Annotated in this window: 14 protein-coding genes; 6 read left to right on the top strand and 8 right to left on the bottom strand. The window is 65.2% G+C overall.

Features of this window, described 5'->3' with window-relative positions; all coding sequences use genetic code 11:
• Position 1: 1 nt before the first annotated feature.
• Both IFT65_RS07725 and IFT65_RS07720 read right to left on the bottom strand, forming a co-directional pair.
• Entirely contained in the window at positions 2-1,174 is a 1,173-nt protein-coding gene (locus IFT65_RS07725; RefSeq protein ID WP_192080977.1) for an efflux RND transporter periplasmic adaptor subunit, read from the bottom strand.
• A gap of 577 nt (positions 1,175-1,751) precedes the next feature.
• Complete coding sequence (locus IFT65_RS07720) at positions 1,752-2,489, bottom strand: class I SAM-dependent methyltransferase (RefSeq protein WP_192080976.1); 738 nt, start codon at positions 2,487-2,489, stop codon at positions 1,752-1,754.
• Between the two features lie 216 nt (positions 2,490-2,705).
• Between IFT65_RS07720 and IFT65_RS07715 the strand changes: the two genes are divergently transcribed.
• From IFT65_RS07715 to IFT65_RS07705, 3 genes are all read left to right on the top strand, one after another.
• Positions 2,706-3,845 (top strand): PepSY-associated TM helix domain-containing protein, encoded by a 1,140-nt coding sequence (locus IFT65_RS07715; protein ID WP_192080975.1) that lies wholly within the window; start codon positions 2,706-2,708, stop codon positions 3,843-3,845.
• Positions 3,842-4,006, top strand: coding sequence for a hypothetical protein (locus IFT65_RS07710; protein ID WP_188324793.1), 165 nt, complete (start codon positions 3,842-3,844; stop codon positions 4,004-4,006). Before IFT65_RS07715 ends, IFT65_RS07710 begins: the two co-directional genes overlap by 4 nt.
• Positions 4,007-4,107: 101 nt before the next feature.
• A complete protein-coding gene (locus IFT65_RS07705; RefSeq protein ID WP_192080974.1) occupies positions 4,108-4,923 on the top strand; it encodes a sugar phosphate isomerase/epimerase family protein in 816 nt (271 codons plus the stop codon).
• Between the two features lie 4 nt (positions 4,924-4,927).
• On the opposite strand, the gene IFT65_RS07700 is transcribed toward IFT65_RS07705, so the two are convergent.
• The 6 genes from IFT65_RS07700 to IFT65_RS07675 all read right to left on the bottom strand — a co-directional run bounded on the left by IFT65_RS07700 (position 4,928) and on the right by IFT65_RS07675 (position 11,344).
• The gene (locus tag IFT65_RS07700) at positions 4,928-5,659 is read right to left on the bottom strand and encodes a class I SAM-dependent methyltransferase (protein ID WP_188324795.1); all 732 of its coding nucleotides are present in this window, start codon (positions 5,657-5,659) and stop codon (positions 4,928-4,930) included.
• Between the two features lie 95 nt (positions 5,660-5,754).
• On the bottom strand, positions 5,755-6,651 hold the full coding sequence (locus IFT65_RS07695) for a LysR substrate-binding domain-containing protein (protein WP_192080973.1): 897 nt from the start codon (positions 6,649-6,651) through the stop codon (positions 5,755-5,757).
• A gap of 43 nt (positions 6,652-6,694) precedes the next feature.
• On the bottom strand, positions 6,695-7,582 hold the full coding sequence (locus IFT65_RS07690) for an SDR family oxidoreductase (protein ID WP_192080972.1): 888 nt from the start codon (positions 7,580-7,582) through the stop codon (positions 6,695-6,697).
• An 86-nt stretch (positions 7,583-7,668) separates the two neighbouring features.
• A complete protein-coding gene (locus tag IFT65_RS07685) occupies positions 7,669-9,435 on the bottom strand; it encodes a methyl-accepting chemotaxis protein (RefSeq protein WP_192080971.1) in 1,767 nt (588 codons plus the stop codon).
• A 226-nt stretch (positions 9,436-9,661) separates the two neighbouring features.
• Positions 9,662-10,648: an MDR family oxidoreductase gene (locus tag IFT65_RS07680; protein ID WP_192080970.1), complete on the bottom strand. Its 987-nt coding sequence runs from the start codon at positions 10,646-10,648 to the stop codon at positions 9,662-9,664.
• A gap of 105 nt (positions 10,649-10,753) precedes the next feature.
• Entirely contained in the window at positions 10,754-11,344 is a 591-nt protein-coding gene (locus IFT65_RS07675; RefSeq protein ID WP_192080969.1) for a TetR/AcrR family transcriptional regulator, read from the bottom strand.
• A 180-nt stretch (positions 11,345-11,524) separates the two neighbouring features.
• Between IFT65_RS07675 and IFT65_RS07670 the strand changes: the two genes are divergently transcribed.
• The 3 genes from IFT65_RS07670 (at position 11,525) to IFT65_RS07660 (ending at position 14,549) form a co-directional block, all read left to right on the top strand.
• Positions 11,525-12,619 carry an alkene reductase gene (locus IFT65_RS07670; RefSeq protein WP_192080968.1) on the top strand — a complete coding sequence of 365 codons (1,095 nt, stop codon included), beginning with the start codon at positions 11,525-11,527 and terminating at the stop codon, positions 12,617-12,619.
• A gap of 33 nt (positions 12,620-12,652) precedes the next feature.
• Positions 12,653-13,441 (top strand): SDR family oxidoreductase, encoded by a 789-nt coding sequence (locus IFT65_RS07665; protein ID WP_192080967.1) that lies wholly within the window; start codon positions 12,653-12,655, stop codon positions 13,439-13,441.
• Positions 13,442-13,523: 82 nt separating this feature from the next.
• Positions 13,524-14,549, top strand: a complete 1,026-nt coding sequence (locus IFT65_RS07660; RefSeq protein WP_192080966.1) for an NADP-dependent oxidoreductase — start codon at positions 13,524-13,526, stop codon at positions 14,547-14,549.
• Positions 14,550-14,699: the final 150 nt, after the last annotated feature.

The raw sequence follows: 14,699 nt of genomic DNA, 5'->3' as shown, positions 1-14,699 counted from the left end.
GTCAGCCCTTCTTCGCTGCGGTGTCGGCGGGTGCCACGGCAACCTTGGCACCGTCCTTGGCGTCCGTCACCGCCACCTTCGCCCCATCCACGAGACCTTGCCGGCCGCCGATGACGATGCGCTCCCCGGCCTTCAGGCCATCGGCCACCAGCCATTGGTCGCCGACCGCGCGCAGGGTGCGGAATTCCCGCTGGCGCACTACGTCGTCGGCATCCACGACCCAGGCAAGCGCGTTGCCCCGCGGACTGCGATCGACCACGGACTGCGGCACCAGCACTGCCTGCTGGCGCGTGCCCTGCCCGACCATCGCACGCACGTACATGCCCGGCAGCAGTTGCCCGTCCGGGTTCGGGAAGGTCGCCCGCAGGGTAATGCTGCCGGTGTCCTGGTCCACGTCCAGATCGGCAAACTCCAGCGTGCCCTGCAGCGGGTACGCACTGCCGTCGGACAGCTTCAATGTCACCGGCGTCGCCGATGCCTGCACGCCGCCCTCGGCAATGGCACGGCGCAGCGCCAGGAACTCATTGCTGGACTGGGTGATATCCACATTCATCGGATCCACCTGCTGGATCTTCGCCAGCGGCTCGGCCTGGCCGGAAGTCACCAGCGCGCCCGGAGTGAAAAGCGCCCGGCCCACCCGCCCGCTGATCGGTGCGGACACCGCGGCGAACCGTAGATTGGTCTGCGCGGTCTGCAGGGCCGCATTGGCCCCATCCACCGCCGCGTCGGCCTGCTTGGCCGTGGCGATCGCATCGTCCACCGCCTGTTGGGAGGTCAGCTGCTCCTGGCCCAGCGCCTGCAACCGCCCGGCGCGCAGGCGCTCGGTCACGGCCGTGGCCTGCGCCGTGCGCAGGTTCGCCGCCGCTTCATTCAACGCCGCCTGGTACAACGACGGGTCGATCTGGAACAACGGATCACCCGCGCTCACGGTAGCCCCCTCTTCGAACAGCCGCTTCAGCAACACACCCGAAACCTGCGGGCGTACATCCGATTCTTCGAAGGCAACCGTGCGTCCCGGCAGCTCCTGGTCCAATGCGACGGCCCGGGCCTGCAGGGTCATCACCGATACGTCGCGCGGCGCGGCGGCGGGGGCGGCCTCTTTCTGTGTGCACCCGTTGAGAATGAAGCAAAGGGTGGCGGCGAGGACCAGCCTGCCGAAACATGGAAAAACCATTGGACATTTTCCTGCGGGGGAAGGAAATCGGGGAGTTTTCGGACGAATCCGATGCGACGCGTCAGGGGCCATGCCACGGCGGTGCCGGCCACGCCGCATCCTGCGTGCGGCGAATATAGAAGAAAACCCCCGCACGGACGCGTGGACGCCAAATGAAACTTTTTTCATCCGTAGCAGACGCCTTCGGTTGCGGGGATGCACTGCTCCCTGAACCCGGCTACGGCGCTGCCGCGCGCATTGTCCATCAAGGCTGACGCCGTCACGGCTGAGGGAATGGCGACAGAGCTGGATAGTCGCAGCTCACCGTCCCGCTGGGCCACGACGGCGACGTGGCAACTGCACAGTCCGCCACCTACGGCGTCGTCACGCTCGATCGCATCCCCGGCCAGCGCGGATCACCCAGGATTGAGGGCCTCAGGGGACGGTTATCTGACCCAGTCCGTTGCGTCGGACGCCATGTTCACACGCGTGGGGGTCCCGCTGCGTCGCCATGTACAGGTTTCGGCGGCGGACAGCACGTTGCGCGCAGGCGACCTGAAACTGAATATGATGGCGCGCGGTACACAATGACATCGGTTCAGCACCGCACTCGCAAGAAGGCTCGCGCGCAGTTGGTTTCGTATTCATCCCAGAAACCCGCCGGATGCTTCGCACGAATGTCGGGGGTCACCTTTGGCCACATCCAGACACTCTCGTGGAAGCCTGCCTGTTCGGCCGCGGCCTCATGGCTGGCCGTATCCCAGTTGTAATCCACGACGACCGCATCCTCCCGGGCACCGAACCGGATGCGCATGCGCTGATGACCCTCGCCGCTCACGCACTCAAGCACCTGCGCATGTGTGGCGGGGTTGATGCTGCCGGTGTGACGGTACTGGGGGTTGTTGACCACCGCGATGAAACAGCCACCAGGTCGCAGCAGGCGCCTTGCCTGTGCGTACATCGCTGCAAGCTCGTTGCGGGTCTTGGCAAGACAGAGCAAACAGGCCCCCGTCACGATGTCGAACTGGCCATCCCGCTCCACATCCATCACATCTGCGTGCAGGAACGTCATGCGGTCCCCCTCGCCGGCCGATCTTGCGCGACCTTCAGCGATCATGCTGGTGCAGATATCGATCCCCAGCGCTGACCTCGCCCCGGCGGCGAGCAATTGGCGACCGCACCACCCCTCTCCGCATGCAAGATCCACTACATCGCGGCCACTCAGGTCACCGGCCAGTTCCAGCAGCGTGCATCGTTCCAGTGAACGGGAGGGGGACGCGCGCTCAAGCGCGAGATAGTAGCGGCAGAACGCGTCATACGAAGCAGAGACAGGCATCGGAAGGAGCTCCCCAGCAGTCGAGCACCATGCTTGCCGCTGCTGCCGTCCTGCGTCGAGAGGTCGTCACGACACCGTCGGATCGGCCCGGTGGCTTATCGTTATATATTGTGCAACAACTGCCTGTTTCATTCCGGCGTGCCAAGAGGGACACGCAAGCGTCCCGGCGCCCGCCTATTGGCCTTCCGCCCATCGCCGACCGAGACTTTCCGCTCCATGCAACGTTCCGCCATCAAAGCCTGGTTCGTCGTCCATAAATGGACAAGCCTGGTCTGCACGCTGTTCCTGCTGCTGCTCTGCCTGACCGGCCTGCCCCTCATCTTCGGCCATGAGATCGGGCACCTCACCGGCGCTGACCCCGAAATTCCCGCTGCCCCTGCCGATGCACCGATCCGCAACCTGGATGCGCAGGTTCAGACCGCCCTGCAGCACTTTCCCGGCAATGTGCCCCTGTTCGTCGGCTGGGACCCCGATGCACCGCTGATGTACGTCAATACCGGTGCGCGCAGCGACACGCCCGCGCCGCAGATGCAGACCGTGCTGCTGAACACCGTCAGTGGCGAACAGGTCCCCGCACCGCAGTTCAACGAAGGCGTGATGTACTTCCTGTACCGCCTGCACACGGATCTGTTCCTTGGGCTGCCGGGGTTGTTGTTCATGGGCGCGATGGGGCTGCTGTTCGTTGTCGCCATCGTGTCCGGGCTGGTGCTCTACGGCCCCTTCATGCGCAAGCAGCGCTTCGGCACGCTGCGCACGGGTCGCAGCCGCCGTCTTGCCTGGCTCGATCTGCACAACGTGATCGGCATCGTCACCCTCGGCTGGGCGCTGGTCGTCGGCCTTACCGGTGCCATCAACACGCTGGCCAAGCCCTTGGAGCAGGCCTGGCAGACGCAGCAACTGGGCGAGTTCGCTGCACGCTACGCCGGCCAGCCCAAGCCGACGCAGCTCGCGTCGCTGCAGGCCGCGGTAGACACCGCGCGCGCAGCCGAGCCGGACATGCGCCCGGCGTTCGTCAGCTTCCCCGGTACCGGCTACAGCGGTGACCACCACTATGGCGTGTTCATGCAGGGCGATTCGCCGGTGACCGAGCGGTTGTATCGGCCCGTATTGATCGACGCGCAGACCGGCGCCCTGACGGCACAGCCGCAGTTGCCCACCTACATGACCGTGCTGCTGCTGAGCCAGCCTCTGCACTTCGGCGACTACGGCAAGCTGCCGCTGAAGATCCTGTGGGCGCTGATGGACCTGCTGACCATCGCTGTGCTGATCAGCGGACTGTACCTCTGGTTCAAGCGCGGGAGCACTGCCACGCGCGTAGCGGAGATCGAACGGGCGCAGACCCAGGAGGTTGCATGAAGAGTCCTTTCATCGCACCTGCATGGATCACGCTGGCCAGCCTCATCGGGCTGGTCAGCGCGCTGCTCGGCGACGGCCTGTTCGACCTTGTGTCCTGGGTCATCTTCAGTGGCCTGATCGCGTTGTTCGTGCGGGCCTGGATCAAACGCGACCGTCGCTGATCGGCGTGCGCGGTCGGCGATCGGCCTTCGTCGATTGCCGGCTCTGGATGGTGCGCTCCACGTCGACACCGCCTGCATCCCAGCGACGGTACCCTCGCCAGATGCGGCTCACCACCTCCCCTCGTTTCCTCAACACCGTGCTGCTTGGCGGCGGCACCTCGCAGAAGCTCGCCGCCGCAGCGTCCGCCGGGTTCGATCAGGTCGAGATATGGCGCCAGGATGTGGAGCCGACGTCGGCCGCTGCAGTGCGTTCCGCGCTGCAGGACACCGCGATGGGACTTACCGACGTCCAGGTGCTCCTCGATTTTGACGGTGCACCCGACCCGCATCGCCGCGATAAACGCCACGAGGCCATCGGCCTGTTGGATCTGGCGGCTGCATTGGGGGCCCGGACGGTGCTGGTACCCGCCTCCACCGACACGCGCTGCATCGGCGATCGCGTCGGGCCGGATCTGCGCTGGCTGTGCGCGGAAGCGGGATCACGAGGACTGCGCATCGCGTATGAAGGGATGGCGTGGAGTGTGCTCAACTCCACGCTCCCCGCCGTGTGGCGTCAGGTACAGGCGGTGGACGCTGACAATCTCGACATCGTCGTCGACGCATTCCATCTGTTTGCCGCAGGCCGCAGCGTCGACGACCTGCGCGGGATTCCCGCGCACCGCATCGCGCTGGTGCAACTGAGTGACGTGCAGCAGCAGCCCCTGCCCGGCCACGTGATCGACACCGCCCGCCATGCACGTTGTCTGCCGGGCGAAGGCATCTGGCCAGTACACGAACTGCTGGATGCGCTGCAGGACATGGGCTATTCCGGCCCGGTGGGCCTGGAAGTATTCAACGATGCGTTGAAGGCCGAGGATGTCGGCACGGTGGCACAGCGCGCGATGGATGCACTCGACCGGGTGTTGTCCCGGCGCTGATGCGTCAACGTTCGCACACCAGATTCACCGACATGCAGTTGTGTACGTAGCCCTCCCAATAGCCGGCAGGACGGCCGCGGATATCCGCTTCCAACAGATGCGGTTCATGCCAGCTGACAGCACGGAACCCCGCTGACCGGATCGCATGCTCATAGTGTTCTCTCGCCCACCGGTAGTTGGTGATCCGCGCCGGGGGCGAGCCGGGGAACTCGAACACCAGCCGTGCACCCTCCCGCCACGGCACCTCCTCGATCGCCTTCACCCCATAAGCAGAATAGTTGCCAAGCGCCATCCGGAATTCCGGATTGAGCGTCTGCACCACCAGCCTGCCGCCACGCTTCACGTGCGGGATCACCGATTCGAACATCTGCTGCAGCGCGTGCAGCGACTGCGCGTAATTGAACAGATACGCCGCCAGCACGATGTCGTGCTCCGCCGTTGCGGGCATTGCGGTCACATCATTCACCTCGAAGGTCATGTCGTCACCGCGGTCCGCGGAAAGCGCGCGTGCGTAGTCGATCATGCCTTGCGATAGATCTACCCCGTGCGCGCGGCCGGCACCGTGGCGAAGAAACTCGCGTCCGTAATAGCCGGACCCACAGGCGAGATCCAGCACCGACCTGCCCTCGATCTCGCCCGCCAACTGCAGCATGGTGCGCATCTCGATGGGACGGGTGGGCGAGGAGCTGGCGTAGGCCACGTACTGATCCACCATGTTGTCGTAGTGCGCGGTCATCACATCATCCTTTGAGTGTCCGGAACGTGTGATCAGACGCTAGCGACGAAGCATTCGCCCTTGAAGAGTCATATGCGTCGCCCGCGCGCTGGATGTCAGCCACTGGCCACCATGCGACCGTCTGCCGCGTGCAGGAAGGCCTGCAGCGCCGGCGCATCGTTCAGCACGGTGGTGCAGAAGCACAGATCGAACGTGGTCACCGGCGCCGACAGGGGGACATAGGCGATCTCGGCGGCGCGGAAGCCCATCATGCTGGCCGGGATGATCGCAATCCCGGTTTCCACTGCCACCAGCGAAAGTACGGCGTGCATGCCGTGCGCCTCCTGCACGACATTGGGTACGAAGCCTGCAGCACTGCACTGCTGCATCACGTGCGCGTGGAAACCCTCCCCTTCGGCCGCCGGCCAGCCGACAAACTCTTCTCTGGCAAGGTCGGCCACCTGCAATGAGGCGCGGGCGGCGAGTGGATGATCGCGGGGCAGTGCGATCGCCAACGTGTCACTGTCGAACGCGTGCAACCGCAGGTCTGCGGAAGAGGGAAGCGGGGGGATGAGGATGCCGATATCGATCTGTCCCTGCCGCAGCATCGCCTGTTGCTGGAACGAGGTCGCCTCGCGCAGCTCCAGACGCACGCCCGGATGGCTCCGCCGGAAGCACCGGATCCGTTGCGGCAGGCTGCCGTACAGCGCACTGCCGACATACGCCACGCGCACCACGCCGGTGCGCCCCGCTGCTGCTTCGCGGGTCGCAGCGAGCGCATGGTCGGCCTGCTGCAAGGTGCGTCGTGCTTCGACGAGCAGCACTTTCCCGGCAGCCGTAAGCCCAAGTGTCCTGTGCCCGCGCAACACCAGCATGGCACCCACGAGCTCTTCGAGGCGGCGGATCGCAGCGGTGAGGGGTGGCTGGGACATGTGCAGGCGCGCCGCGGCACGATGGAAGTGCAGCTCTTCTGCCACGGCCACGAACTGGCGCAGCAGACGGAGATCGATCATGGCGGTCGCCTTGCAGACAAGGCACTCAGGGTATCAGCAGCGCTCAGCCGGAATGCGTCGAGCGCGACTCGGTGTTGGTCAACGCGATGCGTGGCCACGCGGCATTGAATCCTTCAACCGTGTCGACCGCGATCGCCTTCAGATCGCGCGGATAATCCACGCCGGCCGCTTCGCCTGCGCGCGTGGCGTGGAACTGCCCGTTGCTCGCACGCAGGATCCAGCCGCCTTCCGTGCAACGGGTGGACGCCAGCCACGCAACGCCCGTGGCCACCGCATCGGGGTGCAGCTCATCAGGCTCGCCCTGGTGCCCCCACATGCGTGTCTTCGCTACCGGCGATATCGCGTTGACCACGATGTTGTCCCCAACCCCTTCGGCGGCCAGCACGTTGACCAGTCCGACAGCGGCCATCTTTGCCATCGCATAGCTGACCAGCCCCTGCTGCACATGCTGCGGATACAGCGCCCGATCAGACGTCGTCACCACGATGCGCCCGCCTCCATTGGCGCGCATGCTCGGCCATGCCGCCTGAGCCAACCACAGCGGCGCCTTGGCCGCGATAAGCAGCGTGTGCTCCAGCTGCGCTTCGTCTACGTCCTGCACCGGCTGGTAGGCCACCCAGCCCGCGTTGTGGATCAGAAAGTCCAGGCGTCCGTGCTGCTGCAGCACGTCGTCGACCAGTGCGTGGCATTGTGCGCGCGTGTTGATGGGCAGGCAGTGACTGCTGACCGTGCGACCTTGCGCCTGCAACTGCTCCGCTGCACGGGAGATGCGGGTCGCATCAAGGCCTCTGCCATCGGTATCGGCACCTACATCGTGCATCGCGACCGTTGCGCCACGACCCGCCAGCAACCGCGCGTAAGCGAGCCCAAGGCCGCCTGCGGCGCCGGTGATGAGGCCAACCTGGCCTTGGAAAGAAACAGGGGTATGCATGCGTCCAGCCTGAACGACCGGATCAACAACGGCCAATACCGTTGTCTGCCAGCAGTGATACCCAACACGTATCAACGCTGCCCGCGCTAGCGGGACAATGCCTCGGTGCGGAACGCGGCCACGGTGCCCAGCAGCTGCGTTGCCTGTTCTTCCATGCTGCGCGCAGCCGCGGATGCCTCCTCGACCAGCGCCGCGTTCTGCTGGGTTCCCTCGTCGATGTGATCCACCGCCTGGTTGATCTGCACGATGCTTTCGCTCTGGTGTTGAGCGGCCGCGCTGATGCCGCGGATCAGATCGTTGACCCGCCGCACGCTCTGGACGATGTCGTCCATCGTGCGCTCTGCCCCCTGCGCCAACGTGCTGCCGGCGCCGACCTTGCCGACCGAATCGCTGATGATCTGTTTGATCTCGCTGGCGGCGGTAGCCGACCGCTGCGACAACGACCTGATCTCCGATGCAACCACGGCGAACCCACGCCCGTGCTCGCCAGCACGCGCCGCTTCTACTGCAGCATTCAATGCCAGGATATTGGTCTGGAACGCGATGCCGTCGATCACGCCGATGATGTCGCCGATGCGATGCGAAGACGCCGCGATCAGCGACATGGTCGAGACCACGTCATGCACGGCTTGACCGCCCTGTTCGGCCACCCGCACCGTCGCGCCAGCCAACTCGCTGGCCTGCTGTGCGCTGTCTGCGGTCTGCCGCACGGCCGCGGTCAGGCCCTGCATCGATACGGCGGTTTCCTCCAGCGACGCTGCCTGCTGCTCGGTTCGCCGTGCCAGGTCATCGTTGCCTTCCGCGATCTCGCCTGCGCCCATCGCGACCGCATCCGCGGATGCCTTGATCCGCCCGATCATGCCGGCCATCGACTCCACCAGCAGGTTGATCCCCTGGCAAAGCTCGCCGATCGCGCCGCGTTTGCCGTTGAGGTCGATGCGGCGACTCAGGTCACCGCCCTGCGCGGCGGCGACCACGTCCCGGGTCTGGTCCACCGCCTGCTGCAGTGCCTGTGACTCGAGCACCTGCGCCGTGATATCGCTTGCGTACTTGACCACCTTGAACGGCCGCCCATCCATGTCATGGATCGGGTTGTACGAGGCCTGGATCCACACCTCACGGCCACCCTTGCCAAACCGGCGATAGCGTCCCGCGTCGTATTCGCCGCGCCCGAGTTTCTCCCAGAACTGGCGGTATTCGGCACTCTGGGCATAAACGGGGTCGGCAAACATGGAATGATGTTTGCCGCGTATCTCATCGAGCGAGTAGCCCGTGGTCTCCAGGAAGTTCTCGTTGGCGGTCTCGATACGCCCGTCCAGGCTGAACTCGATGACCGCCTGCGATTTGTTGATCGCGGCAAGCTGGCCCGCGACATCTGCGGCACGTTGCCGTTCTTCCGTGATGTCAGTGGCGAACTTCACCACTTTGCAGGGCGTGCCCTTGCTGTCGAAGACCGGGTTGTAGGACGCCTGGATCCAGATTTCACGCCCGCCTTTGCCCACCCGCCTGTATTGACCCGCGTCGAATTCGCCACGGCCCAGCTTTTCCCAGAAGGCTTTGTACGCTGCACTGCGCACCTGCTCCGGCTCCATGAACATGGAATGGTGCCGCCCCTGGATCTCTTCCATCGTGTAGCCGAGGGTCGCCAGCACGTTGGCATTGGCTTTCAGCACGGTGCCATCCAACCCGAACTCGATGACCGCCTGTACCCGGTGCAGTGCATCGACCTGCGCCTGCAGGTCCTGGTCCCTGCGCGCCGCCGCGTCCGCCGCCGCGTGCCGGGTGGCGGACGGTCGAAACAGAAAGGCAGAGAGGCGTGCGGGTACCCGGGTACCGACAGATGGGCTGGGCATTGCAGGGTCCTCGGGTCCAACAGGCTGAAGGGCTGGGCCGTGCAGATACACGGCGGGGCGACGCGATGGCGTGGGGACGAACGAAGGCCGCAGCAGGGAGAGCAGAATGCTGTGAAGTTTGTAACGGCAGTTCGCAGATTATCTTGAGGATTAACTTTGAGACCCCGGTCACGATTATCGAGATATCCGAGAGATCAGTTTCTCACTGCATGCCCTGTTCCGCCCCTTATGCGTTGACGTCGACCACCGTGCGGCCCTGCACACGCCCTTGCAGCACGTCCGCCGCCAGTCCGGGAACGTCCGCCAGGCCGATCATCCGGGTGGTGCGGGCAAGCTTGTGCAGGTCCAGATCCGTGGCCAGTCGTGCCCAGGCCTGTTCGCGCGCGGCGTACGGTGCATTGACCGAATCGATGCCGGCCAAGGTCACATTGCGCAGGATGAAGGGCAACACCGAACCCGGCAGATCCGCCCCCTGCGCCAGCCCGAACGCCGCCACGACGCCGCGATAGCGGATCTGGGCCAGCACATTGGCAAGCGTATGGCTGCCCACGGCATCAATGGCGCCGGCCCAGCGCTCCTTCGCGATGGGCGCACCCGGCGCCGAGAGCGTGGCACGGTCGATGATCTCAGCGGCACCGAGTTCCTTCAGATACTCCGCTTCCTGCAGGCGCCCTGTCGACGCCACGACGCGATAACCGAGCCGGGACAACAACGCGATCGCGATGGACCCGGCCCCGCCATTCGCCCCCGTCACCAGCACGTCGCCGTGGTCGGGCGTCACTCCACCGTGCTCCAGCGCGAGCACGGACAGCATCGCCGTATAGCCGGCCGTTCCGATCGCCATCGCATCCTGCGTGGAAAATGCCTCGGGGACCTTGACCAACCATTCCCCGGGTACGCGCGCTTTCTGCGAAAAACCGCCATGGTGGGTCTGGCTCAATCCCCAGCCGTTGACCAGTACGCGGTCACCCGCCGAGAAGCCGGCATGGCCGGAGCTCTCCACGATGCCCGCCAGGTCGATGCCGGGAATCAACGGGAACTTACGGATCACCGGGGAACGTCCATCCAGGGCCAGCGCATCTTTGTAATTGACCGTCGAATACTCCACGGCAACGGTGACGTCACCGGGCATCAGGTCATGTTCGTCGAGCTCTACGACGTCAGCTGCGATGCGGTCACCGGTCTGGGTGGCGAGAAGCGCTTTGAAAGTCATGGTTTACTCCGACTGTGGCTGGCGAGGGGGTGGATGCGGCGCCTGGGGCGGTACGAAGATGCACCGGGCGCCAGACAACGCGATGTTCGGGGGCCCGGCGCGCGCTCAGCCCTGAAAGACAGCAGCGCGTGCTGATTCATCCGCCAGCACCGCATGGCGGCAGGCCTCGAGTATCTCATCGGCCAGTGGCGAATCATCCGGGCACGCCCTGGACAACACGATCGCACCGACCGCCTGCGCAATCAGGGCGATCCGCTGCGCACGTGACCTGCCCTCCGCTACCGCCGCAGAGGCATCCGCATCCGGCATCGGTGCGGACACCTGGCGCTCGATTCCTTCGGCGAAGACGGCCCTGACCGCATCGGGCTGGCGCGCAGCATCGGTGCTCAGCGCGGCCATCGTGCAGCCCACGGCCGGGTTGTCACGGTGCGCGCGTGACAGGTAGTGGCCGAGAAACGCATCCAAGCCACCGTCACCTGCCGCCGCGAGTGACTGGGCAAAGCCGCACGCCGCTGCTTCCGCCATCAGATCCGCCTTGGAACCGAAGTGTTTGTAGAAGCCGCCGTGGGTGAAGCCGGCATGGGCCATGAGGTCCGCGACGCCGACGCCGTCATAGCCCTTTTCGCGAAACAACGCGGAGGCGACCTCAACGATATGGGCACGGTTGGCCTGCGCCTGTGCCTTGCTGACTTTCATTGCGGGGGTACTCCCTCAGTGCGGCCATGTGCGTGGAAGCACTATATCACCCATAGATGATGCCCATAATCAAACCATTGACATTTAAGATTACGGTCATCATCATTGCTATCGTCAGCCAGAGCCGGCACGCCCAAGCGACCCGGTTGGCCCCCGTCATCACCAAGAGAGAGACATTCCATGGCGACCCCATCGCTGTTCGACCCCTATGCTCTGGGCCCGCTGGTGCTTGCCAACCGCATCGTCATGGCGCCGTTGACGCGCAACCGTGCTGGACCCGGCCTGGTGCCCACCGATCTCGCCGCCACCTATTACGCACAGCGCGCGTCGGCGGGCCTGATCATTACCGAAGCCACCCAGGTTTCTGCCCAGGCGCAGGGCTACCAGGACACTCCCGGGCTGTACACCCAGGACCAGATCGACGGCTGGCGCAAGGTCACCGACGCCGTGCACCGCGAGGGTGGGCGGATCTTCGTGCAGCTGTGGCACGTCGGCCGCATCTCACATGTCGACCTGCAACCGAACGGTGCCGCTCCGGTGTCAGCCTCTGCCCTGCGTGCGCAGACCAAGACCTTCGTGAACAACGGTTTCGCCGAAGTATCCGAACCGCGCGCGCTGGAGATCGACGAGCTGCCCGGCATCGTCAACGACTTCCGCCAGGCCGCGGCCAATGCAATCGCCGCAGGCTTCGACGGCGTGGAAATCCACGGCGCCAACGGATACCTGCTTGAGCAGTTCATCAAGGACGGCGCGAACCAACGCACCGATGCGTACGGTGGCTCCATCGAGAACCGCGCGCGACTGCTGCTCGACGTCACCGCTGCGGTGGCAGAAGAGATCGGTGCCGACCGCACCGGTGTGCGCATCTCGCCGGTGTCGCCGGCCAACGCTATCTCGATCAGCGACCCACAGCCGCAGTACGACTACATCGTCGACCACCTCAGCCGCTTGGGCGTGGTGTACCTGCATGTGGTCGAGGGCGCCACCGGCGGCCCGCGCGATGTCGCGCCGTTCGACTTCAGCGCGTTGCGCCGACGCTTCAAGCAGACCTATCTGGCCAACAACGGCTATGACCTGGAACTCGCAACCCGCCACGTGGCAGAGGACAAGGCGGATCTGGTGGCCTTCGGACGCGCCTTCATCAGCAACCCGGATCTGGTGGAACGACTGAAGACCGGGGCGCCGCTCGCTCCACTCAATCCCGCCACGCTGTATGGCGGAGGCGCCGAAGGCTACACCGACTATCCAAGGCACCCCGCCGCATCCGCCGCATAACTCCCCCGATCCCGAACATCAGAGACCTACCGCATGAACACTGCACACAGCGTCCTCATCACCGGCGCCTCCACCGGCATCGGTGCCGTCTACGCGGACCGCTTCGCACGGCGCGGCCACGCACTCGTCCTGGTGGCCCGCGATACCGCGCGTCTGGAGGCACTTGCCGCACGATTGCGCAAGGAAACTGCCGTGGCCATCGACGTGGTGACCGCAGACCTCACCCACCCGGATGACCTCCGCAGGGTCGAGGCGCAACTCCGCGACGACACCCGGATCGGCATATTGGTCAACAACGCCGGCATGGCACAGACGGGCAGTTTCCTCGAGCAGTCCGCAGAGGGCATTGAGCGCCTGTTCACGCTGAACACGCTGGCGTTGGCACGGCTTGCCGCCGCGATCGCCCCGCGTCTCGCCGCCGCCGGTGAAGGCGCCATCATCAATGTCGGCTCAGTCGTTGGACTCGCCCCGGAGTTCGGCATGACACTCTACGGTGCAACCAAGGCTTTCGTCCTGTTCCTGTCGCAGGGCATGCAGCTGGAGCTGGGCCCGAAGGGCGTCCATGTGCAGGCCGTGCTGCCTGCTGGAACGCGAACGGAAATCTGGTCGCGAGCAGGTATCGACCCCGACACGCTTCCCGACCTGATGGAGGTCAACGAACTGGTGGACGCCGCCCTGGTGGGCTTTGACCGCCGTGAAGAGGTGACCATCCCGCCGCTGCACGACGCGTCGCATTGGGACGCCCTGCAGGGGTCACGTCAGGCATTACTCGGTGACATCCGCCAGGCGCACGCTGCCGAACGCTACCGCAGCGGCGACTGACCCGCGTGACCGCGTCGCTTCGGCGATCGCGTTCTGCTCCACGTACACCGGCCTGCCGCATCCACCCAACAGGACACCTGCAATGAAAGCCTTCATCATCGACCGCCATGGCAAGAAGGAAGTGGGCCACATCGCCTCCGTGCCGGAGCCGGCACTGCGGGAAGACGATGTCCTGATCCAGGTGTATGCCGCCGGTGTCAACGCATTGGACAGCAAGATCCGCAGCGGTGAGTTCAAGCTGATCCTGCCCTACACGCTGCCGTTGACGCTCGGCAACGATGTCGCCGGCACCGTGGTCCGCGTTGGCAGTGCGGTGCAGCAGTTCAACGTCGGCGATGAGGTGTATGTCCGCCCCGACCAGGATCGCATCGGCACCTTCGCCGAACGCATCGCGGTGAAGGCGGCCAGTGTTGCGCTGAAGCCAACGAATCTCGGTTGGGAAGAAGCCGCCTCGGTGCCGCTGGTCGCGCTGACCGCCTGGCAGGTGCTGGTGGAAACCGCACACTTGAAGAAGGGCCAGAAAGTACTCATCCACGCCGGCTCCGGCGGGGTGGGTACGATCGCCATCCAACTCGCCAAGCATCTGGGCGCGTTCGTCGCCACGACCACCGGCACCGCCAATGTGGAGTGGGTGAAGGCGCTGGGTGCGGACCAGGTGATCGACTACCGGACACAGGATTTCGCGGACCTCCTGCACGACTACGACGTCGTGTTGAACAGTCTGGGCAACGACGTGCTGGAGAAGTCGCTGACCGTCCTCAAACCCGGCGGAATGTTGATCTCCATTTCGGGGCCGCCTACCCCCGCCTTTGCCGCAACACAGGGCTTGTCCTGGCCGCTTCGACAGGTCATGCGCCTGCTGAGCAGCGGCATTCAGCGCAAGGCCAAGCGCAAAGGAGTCGAGTACCGCTTCGTGTTCATGCGCGCTGATGGCCCGCAACTGCGCGAAATAACCTCGCTGATCGAAGCAGGCAGCATCCGCCCCGTGCTGGATAAAGTGTTTCCCTTCGAGGCCACGGCCGACGCGATGGCCTACGTGGACGCCGGACGCGCCAAGGGCAAGGTGGTGGTGCAGGTCGTGCCGCCTGCTGGGCGCGGATCGGAGTGATGCCGCGCCGCACGCGGCGACCGCAACGGCAGGCTCACCTCACGTGCCCAGCGACCCGGCATCCCACTGGAGCGCATCAAAATGCACGAAATGCACCGAATGCGCGGAATGCACGGAATGCACGGAATGCGCGGAATGCACGGAATGCAT

This window comes from Stenotrophomonas sp. CFBP 13725 (genome assembly GCF_014841935.1).
Taxonomy (GTDB): domain Bacteria; phylum Pseudomonadota; class Gammaproteobacteria; order Xanthomonadales; family Xanthomonadaceae; genus Stenotrophomonas.
Note: the sequence above shows the minus strand (reverse complement) of the source record. Positions and strands in the feature narration are given on the sequence as shown.

Bases quoted from the DNA above. Each gene is read 5' to 3' on its own strand.
- IFT65_RS07725 (WP_192080977.1), bottom strand. From the start codon at position 1,174: ATGGTTTTTCCATGTTTCGGCAGGCTGGTCCTCGCCGCCACCCTTTGC.
- IFT65_RS07720 (WP_192080976.1), bottom strand. From the start codon at position 2,489: ATGCCTGTCTCTGCTTCGTATGACGCGTTCTGCCGCTACTATCTCGCG.
- IFT65_RS07715 (WP_192080975.1), top strand. From the start codon at position 2,706: ATGCAACGTTCCGCCATCAAAGCCTGGTTCGTCGTCCATAAATGGACA.
- IFT65_RS07710 (WP_188324793.1), top strand. From the start codon at position 3,842: ATGAAGAGTCCTTTCATCGCACCTGCATGGATCACGCTGGCCAGCCTC.
- IFT65_RS07705 (WP_192080974.1), top strand. From the start codon at position 4,108: ATGCGGCTCACCACCTCCCCTCGTTTCCTCAACACCGTGCTGCTTGGC.
- IFT65_RS07700 (WP_188324795.1), bottom strand. From the start codon at position 5,659: ATGACCGCGCACTACGACAACATGGTGGATCAGTACGTGGCCTACGCC.
- IFT65_RS07695 (WP_192080973.1), bottom strand. From the start codon at position 6,651: ATGATCGATCTCCGTCTGCTGCGCCAGTTCGTGGCCGTGGCAGAAGAG.
- IFT65_RS07690 (WP_192080972.1), bottom strand. From the start codon at position 7,582: ATGCATACCCCTGTTTCTTTCCAAGGCCAGGTTGGCCTCATCACCGGC.
- IFT65_RS07685 (WP_192080971.1), bottom strand. From the start codon at position 9,435: ATGCCCAGCCCATCTGTCGGTACCCGGGTACCCGCACGCCTCTCTGCC.
- IFT65_RS07680 (WP_192080970.1), bottom strand. From the start codon at position 10,648: ATGACTTTCAAAGCGCTTCTCGCCACCCAGACCGGTGACCGCATCGCA.
- IFT65_RS07675 (WP_192080969.1), bottom strand. From the start codon at position 11,344: ATGAAAGTCAGCAAGGCACAGGCGCAGGCCAACCGTGCCCATATCGTT.
- IFT65_RS07670 (WP_192080968.1), top strand. From the start codon at position 11,525: ATGGCGACCCCATCGCTGTTCGACCCCTATGCTCTGGGCCCGCTGGTG.
- IFT65_RS07665 (WP_192080967.1), top strand. From the start codon at position 12,653: ATGAACACTGCACACAGCGTCCTCATCACCGGCGCCTCCACCGGCATC.
- IFT65_RS07660 (WP_192080966.1), top strand. From the start codon at position 13,524: ATGAAAGCCTTCATCATCGACCGCCATGGCAAGAAGGAAGTGGGCCAC.